The 14,357-nt window shown below is 67.9% G+C and carries 13 protein-coding genes; 6 read left to right on the top strand and 7 right to left on the bottom strand.

Annotated elements, in window-relative coordinates; all coding sequences use genetic code 11:
* Window positions 1–7: 7 nt before the first annotated feature.
* The 6 genes from HUA76_RS04355 to HUA76_RS04380 form a co-directional block, all read right to left on the bottom strand.
* A complete protein-coding gene (locus tag HUA76_RS04355) occupies window positions 8–730 on the bottom strand; it encodes an SMI1/KNR4 family protein (RefSeq protein ID WP_174460069.1) in 723 nt (240 codons plus the stop codon).
* Window positions 731–738: 8 nt separating this feature from the next.
* Complete coding sequence (locus HUA76_RS04360) at window positions 739–1,881, bottom strand: PAAR-like domain-containing protein (RefSeq protein WP_174460070.1); 1,143 nt, start codon at window positions 1,879–1,881, stop codon at window positions 739–741.
* Window positions 1,878–2,942: a hypothetical protein gene (locus HUA76_RS04365; protein WP_174460071.1), complete on the bottom strand. Its 1,065-nt coding sequence runs from the start codon at window positions 2,940–2,942 to the stop codon at window positions 1,878–1,880. Before HUA76_RS04365 ends, HUA76_RS04360 begins: the two co-directional genes overlap by 4 nt.
* Window positions 2,939–3,982 carry a DUF2169 domain-containing protein gene (locus HUA76_RS04370; RefSeq protein WP_371823443.1) on the bottom strand — a complete coding sequence of 348 codons (1,044 nt, stop codon included), beginning with the start codon at window positions 3,980–3,982 and terminating at the stop codon, window positions 2,939–2,941. The genes HUA76_RS04365 and HUA76_RS04370 overlap by 4 nt, the downstream gene beginning before the upstream one ends.
* 135 nt (window positions 3,983–4,117) lie before the next feature.
* Entirely contained in the window at window positions 4,118–4,372 is a 255-nt protein-coding gene (locus HUA76_RS04375) for a hypothetical protein (protein WP_174456974.1), read from the bottom strand.
* 59 nt (window positions 4,373–4,431) lie between these two features.
* Window positions 4,432–6,909, bottom strand: a complete 2,478-nt coding sequence (locus HUA76_RS04380; protein ID WP_174456975.1) for an RND family transporter — start codon at window positions 6,907–6,909, stop codon at window positions 4,432–4,434.
* A gap of 456 nt (window positions 6,910–7,365) precedes the next feature.
* Between HUA76_RS04380 and HUA76_RS04385 the strand changes: the two genes are divergently transcribed.
* From HUA76_RS04385 to HUA76_RS04400, 4 genes are all read left to right on the top strand, one after another.
* Window positions 7,366–9,849, top strand: a complete 2,484-nt coding sequence (locus HUA76_RS04385; RefSeq protein ID WP_254613982.1) for an RND family transporter — start codon at window positions 7,366–7,368, stop codon at window positions 9,847–9,849.
* Between the two features lie 35 nt (window positions 9,850–9,884).
* Window positions 9,885–10,352, top strand: a complete 468-nt coding sequence (locus HUA76_RS04390) for an Erp protein (RefSeq protein ID WP_141645013.1) — start codon at window positions 9,885–9,887, stop codon at window positions 10,350–10,352.
* A 132-nt stretch (window positions 10,353–10,484) separates the two neighbouring features.
* Window positions 10,485–11,198 carry an MOSC domain-containing protein gene (locus HUA76_RS04395; protein ID WP_174456977.1) on the top strand — a complete coding sequence of 238 codons (714 nt, stop codon included), beginning with the start codon at window positions 10,485–10,487 and terminating at the stop codon, window positions 11,196–11,198.
* 167 nt (window positions 11,199–11,365) lie between these two features.
* The gene (locus tag HUA76_RS04400) at window positions 11,366–11,887 is read left to right on the top strand and encodes a hypothetical protein (protein ID WP_174456978.1); all 522 of its coding nucleotides are present in this window, start codon (window positions 11,366–11,368) and stop codon (window positions 11,885–11,887) included.
* Window positions 11,888–12,037: 150 nt separating this feature from the next.
* Here the strand turns inward: HUA76_RS04400 and HUA76_RS04405 are convergent, their stop codons facing one another.
* On the bottom strand, window positions 12,038–12,253 hold the full coding sequence (locus HUA76_RS04405) for a hypothetical protein (protein WP_174460073.1): 216 nt from the start codon (window positions 12,251–12,253) through the stop codon (window positions 12,038–12,040).
* Window positions 12,254–12,377: 124 nt separating this feature from the next.
* Here HUA76_RS04405 and HUA76_RS04410 point away from each other — a divergent pair, with 124 nt between their 5' ends.
* Window positions 12,378–12,830 carry a hypothetical protein gene (locus HUA76_RS04410; RefSeq protein WP_141645016.1) on the top strand — a complete coding sequence of 151 codons (453 nt, stop codon included), beginning with the start codon at window positions 12,378–12,380 and terminating at the stop codon, window positions 12,828–12,830.
* 251 nt (window positions 12,831–13,081) lie between these two features.
* Window positions 13,082–14,356 carry a hypothetical protein gene (locus tag HUA76_RS04415; protein ID WP_174460074.1) on the top strand — a complete coding sequence of 425 codons (1,275 nt, stop codon included), beginning with the start codon at window positions 13,082–13,084 and terminating at the stop codon, window positions 14,354–14,356.
* Window position 14,357 lies beyond the last annotated feature (1 nt).

The following is a 14,357-nucleotide window of genomic DNA, read 5'->3' on the forward strand; positions in this document are numbered from 1 at the left end:
AGGCACGTCATCCGGCTACAGGGCTTTTGACAGCGAGCTCCAGTGAAGGCTCCGTCGCGATTTCCCCGAGGATTCTCCGAAGACTCCCGACGCTGCTTCCCCCGAGCTTGAAGGTTCGCCTGTTGCCAAGCCCCGCCCTTGGCGTCCCCCGGCATACCATTGCGGCATCGGGCCTTTCATACACCCTGCAGAGCGGTCCTGTGGAAATCGACGCGGTGAAACCCAGGCTGTCCATCACCGGGTCCAACCGCGAGAGAAAATCGGGAGCGTCCCCCTTGATGCTGCCACTCAGGGTCTGCGGAGCCCTGTCGATGCGGAACAGCGAGACCGCTCCCCACGCCAGCATTTCACGCAGCGTTTCGAACCTGTCCGTCAACTCCCCGCCCCGGGCTTCCCTCGACGTGACCAGTGCGTCCTCGCGCGCTGGAGCGCTGAAGTCATAAAAGAGATGAAAGGGCATCATCTCGTCGGACTCGAACGCGATGAGCAGAAATCGGGAATCGGGCAGGACCTGTTTCTTGGCGTAGCACGCGAGCACGCGCTGCGCGGAGAAGTCCAGGGTCGGATAGGCCAGAGGTCCCATGCTCTGTCCCATGCGACTCAAGAACCAGCGATAGAACGAGGGCAAGGGCTGCCCAGCCAGGCGCTCGACCGACGCAATCGTGTCCGACGTGACGCCCTTCCACGTCGCCGCGAGCCCCGGCACGACCCTCAGGAGCAGGCCCTCCATGTCGGGCTCTAGGTCTTGTGCTGACACTGGGTCTCCTTGTCTTCCGAGCAGAGCATCATGGGGAGCAGCAGGTTGCAGGTATCGCAGGGAGGGACCGTCTTCCCATGGCCAAATGGCCCAGCGACCACCGTCCCGCTCTGACTGTCCCGGAACTTGATTTTCCCTCGAGTCGGTCTGCCCTCGGGGTGGAACCACTGCTCGGTGATACCCGCGGGGAAGGCCTCATCCTCCATCAAGAGCATGAGCGCCTTGGGAGCAGCACAGCGCCCCGGCGGATAGGCGGCGGGCAACTCGGGGTTGCGACTGAAGTTCTCGAATCGCTCCGCAGCATCTTCCCAGACGTCCTGCACACGCTCCACGCGCTGCGGGAACCGGTTCTTGAGGAACCTGAGCACCGCATTGTCCGTACCACCCCCTGCGTTCCTCGGGGGATTGACCGCACTCGCCTCCTGAGGACCGTGCCATCCAAGCTCCTTGACGCTCGCGCAGAACTCGCTGTCCGTGGCCCCGGAGCGGTCGGCATAGTGCTTCGCCTTGCACTTGCACTGAACCACACCAAGCATCGTGGACATGGCATAGCCCTGCTTGCTGAGCTTCTTGGCCAGCCGCTCGGCATTGACCTTGGTCGCCTTGGTCTCCTTCAACATTCCTTTCTTGTCATGGTTCCCCTTGCATAGAGGGCACCGGTCTTCTCCGGTGACGAAGATGACGGCTCCATTCATCTGGATGACGCCCATCATCGTCGCCGCGTTGGCGGGGCTCCCACCTGGGCCACAGTTGTTGAGCATGGGATCGCCAAGAAGCTGGACGTTCTTTCCGTCGAACTTCACGCTCATCGCCCCTGGCCCCACGAAGCTCGTAGGGCCCTCCACGTTGGCGGAGACCAGCCCGCCTCCTGTTCCCTTGCTGGCGACGTCTCCCATGGAACCAAAGGTCGAACCTCGAATCGCGACCTTCTTGCCCTCGATGGTGACTGTCTTGGAGTACTTCTTGGGGTCCGTTCCACTCTTGCCAATGTTCGGCAGCGGTGTCGGAACAAAGGGAGCAGGCGGCCCGGGCATCTTGCACACATTGGGCAGCGTTGCCGCGGCGACCCCGCTGGAGCCTTCGGTCACCGGCGTTCTTGGCGCATTCACTGAGACCTTTGTCATGACACCCTCCCCTCGATTGGCCCGGGGCTCCGCAGGAGCATCGCTCCCCGAAGTCCACTGTCGGAACCTGTGAGCACCATGGCCAGAGGGCCTTTCATGTAGCCCCGCGCAAATGCCCTGACCGCCAGCACCCCTCCAAGTACACCCGCTGCCGCCCCCACATCGCCCCAGCCATCGCAGAGCGAGCGATAGGTGGTCGTCCTCCAAATCGAAGGGGTCCGAAGCGCGACGAACCCCCATTCCTCGCTGCGGTATCGCTCACCATTGAGGTCGATGTAGAGGTCGTCCACCTTCTCCCGCGTCGTGGCGAGCCCCGCGAAAGCGCCTTCCACGGCCTTCGTCATGGCCTGACCAAATGACCCCGTGTCGCTGTCGCGCAGCAAGGATTCCTGCACAGTGCACGCCCCGCTCACGACAGCCAGCCCTGGGAGCTTCAACCGACGGCGCAGCCCCACGCTCACCAGTGCGAGGCACCCGGCACCCTCCCCAGGAATGAATCCGCCGCGGATTCCCGGCTGCGCGAACCGGCGCTCACGTTCCAACCAGATGAACGTCTCCGGGTGGTGATAGCTCTCGACGCCCGCAACGAGGAACACAGCCTCTCTTCCCTTGGCGCACTCGCGCAAGACGTGCTCCACCGCCCGGATGCCTCCAGCCTGGCCACGGCCCACGAGTTCCACGAGCGGATGATGTCCCCTCGCACGGGTGCGAGCTTCCACGGCGGCCACGACCCAGGCAGCGTCTTCTTCTGAGAACCCTGGGCGTCCCTCAGGAAGCGAAAGCAACAACCGAACTCCACCACTCCGCGCCACTCCCGGCCCGAGCTTCTCCTCAACTTCCTCCAGAGCGCTCTCGAGCAGGGCCATCATGCGGACACGCCCCTCGATTTTCGAGTCGAGCAGCCCGTCCGCGGCCACCACGACGGGCTCTCCTCGCGCGTCGGCAAACGGGTACTCGGCGAATCGCGCGATGCCGGCCCGCATCGCCGCCGCGCTGCTTTCCGCCGTGTAGCCCAGAGGTGTTCGCGCTCCAACCGCGACGACTTCGACCTGAGGGCTCATGCCGTGCTCCCCAACTCGACAATCTCCGTCTCGTCGAGATAGTCCGCATCAAGGGCGGACACTCTCAGCTTGCTCTGCCATACGAGACAGAGGCGCCGCTGCTCGGGCTCGACGAGGACCGTGGCCAGCTGCGCACCGTGCTCTTCACGACGCGCGGCAATCCGCGTCGTGAAACCGAGCGAGAGACGAGGAAGCTCGAAGCGAAGCACGCCATCTGGGGTCATGTTCAACAACTCGACCGGCTCGCCTCCCAGGAGCGGCATTTCCGGACGCTGGTCCATGGGGGAACTCAACGCGAAGGTCGGGTCGAAATCATCGGGAAGGAGCGGCTTCTTCGTGCGCTCCCAGCGAGCATCGTAGGTCCCCGCGAGCTTGCGCCGAGGCATCCAAGAGGAATCGATGGGACCATAGCCCGCGGGTCCTCTCTGCGCGGGCTCGCCCTTGGGATATTCGATGGAATGGGCAGTCTTCCCAACGACATGGGCCATCCTCGTCGCGAAGCCACGCCCTATCGGATTCCGCTCGTCGATGCGGTGCTTGCTGGTATCAGGCGCTGACAAATCGCTTCCGCCAAATGCCCCCTCATAACGGATGGGGCAGGTGGTGAAGGATTGTGCCCGAGTCAATGAGATGCCGGACCAACTCCTGTCATAGAAGCGCTCTCCATGAACGAGCAGGACCTTCCGGAGGGGCCCCACACGAAGCGAGACAGGGACGCATTGCGCCGGTTTGCCATGGGGCGCGTGCGCTTGAGCGATGACGAGGATATCCGTTCCTGGCTTCGACGCCAGGAGGTCCGAGTCGTACCGCAGGCTTGAGCCACCAGGGTCACCGAAGTACTCCGGCATCAAGCAGGGCGGCGGCTGTACGTCAGAGAGAGAAAGCCGACCGCTCCGTCCGATATCGAACGTTGCCCGCACGGCGACAAGCCACCAGTGGAGTCCATCCCTATCGCGAGTCCAGTTGCGCTCCGCCGAATAGGCTGTGCGGTTATTCAGTGCCCACATGAACTCGCTTGCAGTCGTGCATGGACAGCACATCGACTGCTTTGCGCATCCCCCGAGCAACTCTAGATTCGAGCGCTCAGGCTGACAATGCCCCTCATGGACGCCGGGGCCGTCTACGCCATCGACGCCCGCGGCCGCATCCTCGCGGAGCTGTAGCCCGTCCCCGCCCTACCAGCGCTGCTGCGGCTCCATCGCCGTGGGCCGGCGCTTGTCCGTGGGAGTCAGCGCATCCGCGGGCGAACAGCGACAGACCTCACAGCCACGGTCTCGGTCCATGGAACACTCCGTGCCAGTGATGCACGAGAGGTTCCGCGACTCCTCGCAGCGCGTGTCGCCCTTCTTCTCTTCCTTCTTCCCACCATGGCCACAGCCCGCCAGGGCCACAGCCACCGTCACCGCCGCGAACCATCCGCTCCGCTTCATACCCTGCCCTCCTCGGACACCGACCAGGGCACCACCACGGCGCCCCGGCCGCGCATGAATCACGCTTCCGGCGCGGGCTGCTCCGGCTGCTCCGCCGTGGCCCCGTGCTTGCGACGCCACCGCTCCACCAGCAACAGCAGCGACGGGAACCCCAGCAGCACGATGACCAGGTTCAACCCGAACCCCAGGTTCGCCAGGTCCCCAATCGAGTTCAGCCCCGGGTGCTTCGCCAGCACCAACGCCACGAAGCCGATGGCGCTCGTCAAGAGGCCGCCCGTAATCGCCCGGCCCGTCTCCCCATACACGGAGATGAAGTCCGCGCCCGGCTCACCCAGCCGCTGCACCAGATGCACACCCGCATCCACCGTGGTGCCCACCAACACCGGCAACACCATGATGTTCAGGTAGTTGAACTGCAAATCCAGGAGCGCCATCAACCCCACGAGCCCCGCCACCGACAGCAACGTGGGCACCATGCAGATGAGCGCCGTGCGCAGCCGCCCCAATGTCAGCCACATCGCCGCCAGCACGCTGAGCACCGCCGCCGCGAGAATCCGCGGGCCCTCGCGCGACACCATGTCCAGGATGTCCGCCAGGATGAGCGCCTCGCCCGCCGCCGACACCTGACTGCCGTCCGGCATGTGCAGCCCGCGCACTTCCTTGGAGAAGCGCCGCGTGCCCTCGCCGTCCGACAGGCTCACCCCGCCGCCCGCGTACACCAGCACCACGCCACCCGTGCTCCCATCCAGGCTCTCGAACTGGTGCCGCACGCTCGCCGGCAGCTCCGCCTGGGTGAAGGGCCTCGCCTGCGACATGTTCAGCGCGCGCGTCAGCGACGCCCGCGTGTCCTCCGGCAGCCGCTCCGGGTCCAGCTTGTTCAGCCGCGTGTGGATGGCCTCCAGTACCGCCCGCTTCTCCGACTGCTGGCGAGGCACCAGGTCCTCCAGCGCCCCCACGAAGTCGATGGTGGAGTCCTTGCCCCGCGCCGCCTTGCGCGCCTCCAACTGCCGGACGACCTCGCGCTCCATGTCCTGCGAGTCCGTCAGCACGACCACCGGCGTCTGCGAGTAGCCCAGGATGTTGTTCACCTTCTGGTCCAGCACCGCCGACGCCTGCTTGTAGTCCTCCAGCGTGCGCGAGTCGTAGTTGAACGAGATGCGGTACGCCTGCGAGATGAGCGCCAGCACCCCGACGCCAATCACCACCGCCACCCCTCGATAGGAACGCGGCAGCCACCGCCCCAACAGCGCCATGGGCCCCGTGCCACCCTGGTGCACGCGCGGCGACCAGCCAAAGCGCGAAGCCACCCCGAGCAGCGCCGGCAGGATGAGCACGTACGCGAAGATGCTCACCAGCATGCCCACCGCCGCGATGATGCCGAACTCGCGGAACGCCCTGAACTCCGACAGCGCCAGGCTCAAGAACGTCAGCGCCGCCACCAGCGCCGCGATGAGCGCGGAGAAGCCCGTGTGCCGGAAGGACTCGTGCACCGCCGCCTCGGACGTCATCCCCTCCGAACGCAACGTCCCGTAGCGCCCCAACAGGTGGATGCCGTGCTCCACACCCAGGCCGCCAAGCACCGCCGCCAGGAACCCCGTCAAGAGATTCACCTGCCCGTACGCCAGCCCGACGAAGCCGTACGTCCACCCCAGGCCCGCGAGCACCGGCAGCATGGTGAAGCCCACCGACAGCGCGCTGCGGAAGTGGAACGCCAGGTACGCCAGCAAGAGCACCATGGCCAGCGAGGACGCGGTCGCCAAATCACTGACGATGACGCGCTGCTGGTCGATCTTCTTCTTGAACGTGCCCGTCACCGCCGTCTTGAAGCCCGGCCCGTACTTGGACAGGTCCTGCTTCGCCAGGAAGTCCTCCACCTGGGTGACGACCTTCTTGGAGTAGTTCAGGTCCGCGGCGCTGCCCTTGGGCTTCGCCATCAGCACCACCACGCGCTCCGTCGTGTCCAGGTAGTACAAATCTCCCTGGCCGGAGAGCCGCTGATTGGCGCGGCCGGTGTACTTCTGCTCGATGTCGGCGAAGTCCACCGACGGCGGCGGCGCGTCATCCAGCCGGACGAACAGCGGGTTGGCCTGCTCCTTCTCCCAGGCGATGCGCGCGTCGATGCGGCCCTGGATGGTCTTCAGGTCATCCAGGTCCACGTAGTACAGCGCGTGCTTGTCGAAGAACTCGCTCGGCCGTTGGTAGTTGACGTAGCGAATCTCCGACAGCTCCGCGAGCTTCGGCGCCATGTCGTCCGCGAAGCGCTTGAGCACCTCGGGCTCCGCGCCCATGCCCACCAACACCACGTTGCCCTGGCCACCGAAGCGCTTGCGCAGCTTCTCGATGTCCTGGACGCTGGGGAACGCCTTGGGCAGCAGGCCCACGAAGTCCGCGCTGAGCGTCAGGGTCCTCGCGAACCAGGCCCCCAGCAGCGTGAGCACCAACGCCACCACCAGTGCCTGATACGGACGCCGGTGGCTGCGTGCGGCGAGTTGGCCCATCGCCCCCTCGAACCGCTCCGACCAACGCTTCTCACCCATGTTGCGACACCTGCTGTGTTGTTTGCGGGCCGAACAACGGCCGGCCCACCTTGGGCATGCGCCAACCAGGGAGTCAACGCGTTTATGCCGTAAGGCGGAATGTAAGGCACCGAATGACCTGACCTTCTCTAACAAGTCCCAACGACCCTCGCCCGGCTGTCTGCCCGGCTGCTTCCACGGGTGGAGCGCACGGCCGGGCGCGTCGCGCATCAGGGACGTGAGCAGCGGGTCCGCCGCCCTCCCGGGGGGCAGACGGCCAGTCGGCGAGCACTGCATCCCCCGCGCCGAGTCCCCACGTTCCCGACCACATGGGGCCGCTCACGCGGACACCCAAGGGAGGGGAAGCCGTGCCGCCCTCCACGCTACCGGCAGAGGCCGGAGCCTGGGGACGGGACGCCACCGTGACAGATGGACTCGGAGCCAACGACGACATCGACGCGGAGTGAGCGCCGCTGGATGCGACGCGTGGAGCGGAGCCTCGGGGCCCTGGCAACACGCAGTCACCAGCGGCCCATTCTCGCCTTGGGCCTGGCGCTGCTCCTGGCGGCGGTGGGGGGCTTCTTCGCTCGCAACCTCAAGCTCAACGCGAACCTGGTGGACCTGCTTCCGAACTCATTTGAGAGCGTGCAGGACCTGCACGAGTTGGAGACGCGCTTCGGCGCACTCGGCTGGGTGTCGGTGGTGGGCGAAGGAGGAGACGCCGAGTCGCTTCGCCGCTTCGCGGATGACCTGGCACCCAAGCTCCAGGCGCTGCCCGGCGTGCGCTTCGTGGAGAAGGAGCGCACGGGCGCCTTCTTCCGCGACAGGGCGCTCTACTTCCTGTCGGAAGAGGACCTGCGAGAGGTCCACCGTCGGCTCGCCGCGCGGCTCCAATGGGAGCGCCAGCAGGCCAACCCTCTCTATGTGCCGCTGGTGGACGAGCCCGAGCCGACGCTCGACTTCTCCGACCTGGAGGCGAAGTACGGCGGCGCCGCGGGACAGAAGCTGTCCTCCGCGAAGGACGACTACTACCTGGACGCGAAGGCCCGGCGCGTCGTCGTGCTCGTCAAGCCGGAGATGACGTCGGCGGACCTCGCCTACTCGCGCCGCATCGTGGACGAGGTGCGCGGGCTGCTCGACGCGCAGGACCTGTCCAGGTACGGCCCCGGCTTCCGGGTGGAAATCACCGGCACCTTCCAGAAGAAGCTGGACCAGCAGAAGCAGATCATCCGCGACATCGCGGTGTCGTCGGCCGTGGCCATGGCGCTGATGCTGCTCTACCTGCTCTTCCACTTCCGCAGCGCGCTGGCGGTGGGGCTCGTGCTGACACCGGTGGGCATGGGCCTCGCGTGGACGTACGGCCTGGTGGCCCTGCTGTATGGACAGGTCAATCTCTTGACGGGCTTTCTGGGCGCCATCCTCGGCGGCCTGGGCGTGGAGCACGGCATCCACCTGTTGGGGCGCTACCTGCACCTGCGCACGGAGGGCGAGTCCTCCGAGGAGGCCACGCGCGAGTCCTTCACGCACACCGGCGGCGCGGCCCTGGTGTCCGCGTTGGTGGCGGCGCTCACCTTCTTCGTGCTGGGGACGTCTCGGCTGCGCGCGTTCCGGGAGTTCGGCGTCATCGCGGGCATCGGCATGCTGGTGCTCATCGCCGCGTACGTGCTGGTGCTGCCCGCGCTGCTGGGACTCACGGCGCGCTGGGGCTGGCGTCCCAAACGGGCGGCCGTCGCTCCGAGCGAGTCCCCCTTCGGGCGCGTGCTGGTGCGGCACCGCTACGTCATCACCGGCGTCTCGGCGGTGCTGTTGGTGGGGCTGCTGACGCAGGTGCCTCGGGTGCGCTTCGACTACAACTTCGGGACGCTCGAGGACCAGGACCTGCCCTCGTTCGTGCTCGACAAGCAGGTGAACGAAATCATCGGCTATTCGCAGACGCCGGTCGTCGTCCTCACGAAGAGCACGCAAGAGGAACACGCGATGGCGTCCGCCCTGGCCCGGCGTCAGCGCGAGCGGGGCAAGGACTCCACCATCGACTTCGTGGCCTCGCTGTCGTCGCTCGTGCCCCAGGACCAGCCGCGCAAGCAGGCCGTGCTCCAGGACATCCACCGCCTGCTCGAGAACGTCCCTGAAGAGCGCCTGTCGCCCGAGCAGCGCACGCAGTTGGTGGAACTGCGTCGTCAGAGCGAGGCCCGGCCCTTCACGCTCGAGGACCTTCCGCCGAGCGTGCGTCAGCAGTTCATGGGACGCGAGGGGACACCCGGGAGCTTCGTGCTGGTGTACCCGGCGGTGGACCAGTCGGACGGGCAGGCCGTGCGGGCCCTGGCGCGCGAGGTGCGCGGTGCCCCGACGCTGGATGGGGGGCGCGTGTCCGCGGCGGGTGAGGCCATGGTGATGGCGGACCTGCTGGACATGGTGACGCACGAGGCGCCGCTCATCCTCGGAGGCACGACGCTGGCGGTGCTGCTCGCCATGTGGATGACCTTGGGCGGGCTGCGCATGGCGGTGCTGTGCCTCTTGCCCACGGTGGTGTCGCTGCTCGCGCTGATTGGCCTGATGCCGCTGGTGGGGGTGGAGTTCAACTATCTGAACATCCTCATCATCCCCGTGCTCATCGGGACGACGGTGGACGCGGGCGTGCATCTGCTGACACGCCTGGCGTCACCGGGCAGCGACTTCGTGGAGGTCTACTCGGAGACAGGTCGGGCCATCGCAGGGGGCCTGCTGACGAGCGCCATGGGCTTCGGCGCGCTCTTCCTGGCCAGGCATCCAGGCCTGAACTCCGTGGGGGCACTGGCCAGTATGGGCTTCGCCACCAATCTACTCGTCATGCTGGTGGCCTTTCCCGCGCTGCTGCTGGTGCTGACGGAGCGACGGAGGCGTCGGCACCGGGCGCGAATGGATTCGGAAGTGAAGGAACGGGCGGCGGCGGGGGCACCTGGCCCCGAGCACGCCACCCCTTGAGCTGAAGTGACGCACACCCACGGAAGGAGGAGGCAATGGCGAAGCACATGAGGCGGTGGATGTGGGCGGGTGCCATGGCGGGTACCCTGGCACTGGGCTCGGCGTGCAGTTCCACGGAGGCACCTGTCATGGTGGCCCAGACGGACCCGAATACCTCGGGGCAGCCCGCGACGGGCGGCTCCGGGAGTACGACGACTCCGGACACGACAACGCAGGACCCGACGATGATGGACCCGACGCAGACGGCGCCGGGCACGGTGCCCAGCACGCCACAGCAGAACCCCGGCAGCAGCACCACGACGACACCGGGCGACACCACCACGACGACGCCGGGCGACACCACCACGACGACCCCGGACACGACGACGTCCGCGCCGGGGACCACGCCCACGCTCGACGGTGACGCGGGCATGGGTGGCTCGGGCGTGGTGCCGGGCACCACGGATGACGACACGTTCCAGCCGCCCGCGGGCGGCGCGGTGATGGACGGCGGAACCTTCTGACGCCACACGCGACACGAGGTTGACGAGGCGGGGGCGGCCTTCAGGGCGGCCCCCGCCTCTTGTCGAACGAGCGGCCTTCACGAGTCAGGACCGCTGGACAGCGCCTCGCGCGCCTGCTTTGTCGCGCGAGTGATGGACACCGAGCTCCCCCGCATCCTCTCGCTCCACGTGGGCATGCCCCGCGAGTTCGGCACGCCGGGTGCCGTGGACCCGCTGGAGCGGCCGTGGACCAGCGCCATCCACAAAGAGCCCGTGCTGGGGCCCGTGTGGCTGTCGCGCACGGGGCTGGCCGGAGATGGTCAGGCGGACCTGCGGGTCCATGGGGGACTGGAGAAGGCGGTGCTCGCGTACCCCGCCTCGCACCACGCTTTCTGGCGCGCCCAACTGGCGCGTGAGGACGTGGGCCCGGGCGCCTTCGGTGAGAACTGGGTCGTCTCCGGTGGCGCCGAGGACAGCGTCTGCATTGGCGACGTGCTGCGGGTGGGTGGCGCCCGCGTGCAGGTGTCGCAGCCGCGTCAGCCCTGTTGGAAGCCCGCGCGGCGCTGGCGGCACAAGGAACTGGCGCTGTTGCTCCAGCGGACGGGACGCACGGGTTGGTACTACCGCGTGCTGGAAGAAGGCAAGGTCCGTGCGGGCGACGCGCTGGAGTTGGTGGAGCGTCCCTTCCCCGCGTTCACCGTCGCGTTCGCCAACCTGGCGATGCATGAGCACCGGCGGGAGGACGCCGCCGCGCTGGCGGAGTGTCCGCTGCTGACGCCGGGGTGGCGCGAGTCCCTGCGCCGCCGTTCCCAGGGCACTCGCGGGGATGACCAACCCCGGCTGGTGGGCCCGAACAAAGACGGCTGAAAGACAATCGCGCGCGGACAAGGTCCCCACGTGCTGCTTCCTGCCTTTGCCCGGGGAGCAGGCAGCCGGAGGGGCGTCCGCTGCAGGTCGCGATTTGGCTGCTCACGTTCTCGACCAGCAGCAGCCAGCCACACCACCAACCCAACCTTTCCAGTGGGAGAACCACCATGAAGAAGTTCCTGAAGACGAAGCTCGTCCTGGGTTCGCTCGCCGCCGGCGCTCTCGTGTTTGGTACCGCCTGCAAGTCCGACTCGAGCGCGAAGCGCGACGACACGACGGCCCCGACGACGGACACGGGCACCACGACGGGCAGCGAGACGACGACGCCACCCGCGGGCACCACGCCGGACCCCGGCACGGGCGGCACGGGCATGGATGACCCGACGATGAGTCCACCGCCAGCCACGGACCCCTCCGTGGACCCGGGCACGGGCGGCACGGGCGTGGATGACCCGTCCACGAGTCCGCCCTCCGGGCAGGACCCGACGCTGAACCCGCCCACGGGTCAGGACCCGACGCTGGACCCGGGCACGGGTGGCTCGGGCACGCTGGACCCCGCGGATGACACCGCCGTCGACCCCGGCACGAGCGGGGATGGAGACCTGACGCCTGACTCCAGCGACCGCGAGGACCCGTACGCGCCCGACACCAGCGCGCCCCGCGAGCCGGAGTCCGGCCGCAAGCAGTAGCCCCGCGCTGAATCGAGCGCACCCGATGCCCGCGCCCCGACCGGCGCGGGCATCACCATTTCTGGCGAGCGGCACTGGCTCGCACACGTCCGACAGCAAAAGGCCCGCGCCCTTTCGGACGCGGGCCTCGCGCGCTCCATCTCATGACGTTCAGCTCACACTCGTCCCGGGATAGCGGCCGGGGTTCATCTGCGGCTCGATGATGAGCGGATCCTCATCCGCCCCGGGGGTGCCTCCAGGCCCTGTACCCGGGTCCAACGTCGGAGGTACGCGGCGCGGTGAGGACTCGTCCTCGGTTCCCGCGTCGCGCTTGGGGATGGTGGGAAGGGCATCGGGCGGAATGTGCAGCTCGTCTTTCTTGCTCATGACGGCCTCCTTTCCCTCAACGTGGACGCCGTCCCTGCTCCGAGCAGCAAGCCCCTGCTTGAATGGTTGGCCAGGTATTGGCAGCGTCCCCGCCCGAAACCTTCTCAAACCGGAGCCCTCCGCCATGCGCCGTCTCCTCACGGTCCTCGCCGTTCTTCACCTCACCGCCTGCGCCACCACCCACACCAACGACCCGAGCAACCCCTCCGGGCCCGTCCCCCGCCCCGTGCCGCCCGACGCCAGCGAGGCGCGCCGCCTGGGCGCCGAGGCCGACAAGCTCCTGGAGGACGGGCGCTACGAGGACGCGCTCTTCCTCTACCGCAAGGCGTGGGCCGACGGCTTCCGCCACCCCGACGCGCTCTACTACGCCGGTGTCATCGCCGCGCGCGCCGGCAGCCAGGACGAAGCCATCATCTGGCTGGAGCGCGCCGCCGACCAGGGCTTCGCCGCCACCACGTCGCTGACCACCGAGCCGTCGCTCGAGTCCGTGCGCCAGCACACCTCCTGGGCCCGCATCGCGGAGAAGGTCGCCGCCAACGCGCGCAAGGACGCGCCCGCCGCCGCCACCCAGAACTGAACCTCTCTTCAACTTCCGTGGCCTGATGCCTCCGGGTCACGAAAGCCTCACGTCACTGCAAGTCATTGCGACAAGGGCAGGCAGGCGGACGAGCGAAAGTCCTCTCGCTCGTGACTCCGCGCGACGTGGAGCACGGGCCGGCAGGCACCCGGGGTCGGTGGCACCTTCAAGGCGAAGCGCGCTTTCCTGACAAGACGCGGAGACATGCCCTGTCCCCGGATGAACCGTCGTCCCAACCCGAGAGAGGCGTGATGAGTGTGAAGTTGCTGCTGGCCGGCCGGCGTGGAGGGGATGTGCCCTTCACGCCGTCATCCGAGAACGCGCGCTCCTGGTTGCAGCAGGTGGAGCAATGGTTTCAGGGGAACGCGAAAGAATGGCTGGAGAGCAGTCATCTGAGCACCGGCCCCCACGGCGCGCCGATGCTGCGACTGCGATTGCATCCAGCGGCGGGCGAAGTCTCCATCCTCGCGGCCAGCGGCGCGCGCGTCGTCATCTCCGCGGAGACGACGGCGGTGGGCCCGGGCTACCACGTCTTCCTCTGTGACTTGCTCAAGGCGATGGGTCAATCGCTGGACCTGCACTGGGCGGAGGCCGACGAGGCGATGGGCGTGGGAGACCCCACGGGCTACTTCCACACGGACGACGCGGGCCCGGTGGAAGTCCACATGCTCGCGTGGCTCCAGGAGTCCGTGGGACAGGTGTTGCGGCTGCGCAGCCAGGGGGAGTCGGGCTTCGCGATGTCGATGCGCTTCGGCCACACCTTCGAGTATCCCGGCGCGCTCCTGACGCCGCTGGGCCCTCGGGACGAGCGCTGGATGCGGCGCGTGTACGAGGACCCTCGGCTGGGCATGGATGTGTTTCCCTGGTGGAAGCAGGGCGTGGGCGCGCACGCGCGGCTGGGCCGGGCCCTGTGCCGGCTGTGGACGGAAGTCGTGTGGCGTCCGCCGCTGCTGGACGAAGAGCGCCGGCTCTTGCGCGAGGTGGCGCGCGCGCTGGAGCTGGCGTGGCGCGAGGACCCGGAGCTGGCGTACCCGTGGCGCGAGTGGCGCGAGGTGCTCGGCTACCTGGGCGTGGGTGGAACGCTCGCGGAGCTCGTCCACCGGCACGCGGCGTTCCACGCGGCGAGGGGGCCGTCCATCGGCTACCGGCGGGGCGCGGTGCAGGTGGCGCTGCCGGCGGGCTGGGAGATTCGAATCCCGGGCTCGCTGGCGGAGGCGCACCTGGAGGACGGCACCTGGGTGGCCAGGGACCATCGGCGCAGCGTGCGCTTCGTTCCCCTGGAGGACGCGACGGAGGACAGCCTGGCGCCCACCACGGCGGAGCGCCGGGCCATGGAGCTGGAGTACCGGGGCGAGCGGGTGAGCGGCCGCGCCTCGCTGCACATGGAGCCGGGCGAGTGCCGGCTGACGGCGGTGTGCAGTTCGGGGAGGCACCGGGCGCTGTGCGTGGTGAGCTTCGACGACCCGGAGGAGGAGGACTGGGCGTTGGGGACGTGGCGCTCACTGGACCACGCAGTCGCTGCTTGAC

Source organism: Myxococcus sp. CA056, from assembly GCF_013336715.1.
Classification (GTDB): Bacteria; Myxococcota; Myxococcia; order Myxococcales; family Myxococcaceae; genus Myxococcus; species Myxococcus llanfairpwllgwyngyllgogerychwyrndrobwllllantysiliogogogochensis.

Bases quoted from the DNA above. Each gene is read 5' to 3' on its own strand.
- HUA76_RS04355 (WP_174460069.1), bottom strand. From the start codon at position 730: ATGGAGGGCCTGCTCCTGAGGGTCGTGCCGGGGCTCGCGGCGACGTGG.
- HUA76_RS04360 (WP_174460070.1), bottom strand. From the start codon at position 1,881: ATGACAAAGGTCTCAGTGAATGCGCCAAGAACGCCGGTGACCGAAGGC.
- HUA76_RS04365 (WP_174460071.1), bottom strand. From the start codon at position 2,942: ATGAGCCCTCAGGTCGAAGTCGTCGCGGTTGGAGCGCGAACACCTCTG.
- HUA76_RS04370 (WP_371823443.1), bottom strand. From the start codon at position 3,982: ATGTGCTGTCCATGCACGACTGCAAGCGAGTTCATGTGGGCACTGAAT.
- HUA76_RS04375 (WP_174456974.1), bottom strand. From the start codon at position 4,372: ATGAAGCGGAGCGGATGGTTCGCGGCGGTGACGGTGGCTGTGGCCCTG.
- HUA76_RS04380 (WP_174456975.1), bottom strand. From the start codon at position 6,909: ATGGGTGAGAAGCGTTGGTCGGAGCGGTTCGAGGGGGCGATGGGCCAA.
- HUA76_RS04385 (WP_254613982.1), top strand. From the start codon at position 7,366: ATGCGACGCGTGGAGCGGAGCCTCGGGGCCCTGGCAACACGCAGTCAC.
- HUA76_RS04390 (WP_141645013.1), top strand. From the start codon at position 9,885: ATGGCGAAGCACATGAGGCGGTGGATGTGGGCGGGTGCCATGGCGGGT.
- HUA76_RS04395 (WP_174456977.1), top strand. From the start codon at position 10,485: ATGGACACCGAGCTCCCCCGCATCCTCTCGCTCCACGTGGGCATGCCC.
- HUA76_RS04400 (WP_174456978.1), top strand. From the start codon at position 11,366: ATGAAGAAGTTCCTGAAGACGAAGCTCGTCCTGGGTTCGCTCGCCGCC.
- HUA76_RS04405 (WP_174460073.1), bottom strand. From the start codon at position 12,253: ATGAGCAAGAAAGACGAGCTGCACATTCCGCCCGATGCCCTTCCCACC.
- HUA76_RS04410 (WP_141645016.1), top strand. From the start codon at position 12,378: ATGCGCCGTCTCCTCACGGTCCTCGCCGTTCTTCACCTCACCGCCTGC.
- HUA76_RS04415 (WP_174460074.1), top strand. From the start codon at position 13,082: ATGAGTGTGAAGTTGCTGCTGGCCGGCCGGCGTGGAGGGGATGTGCCC.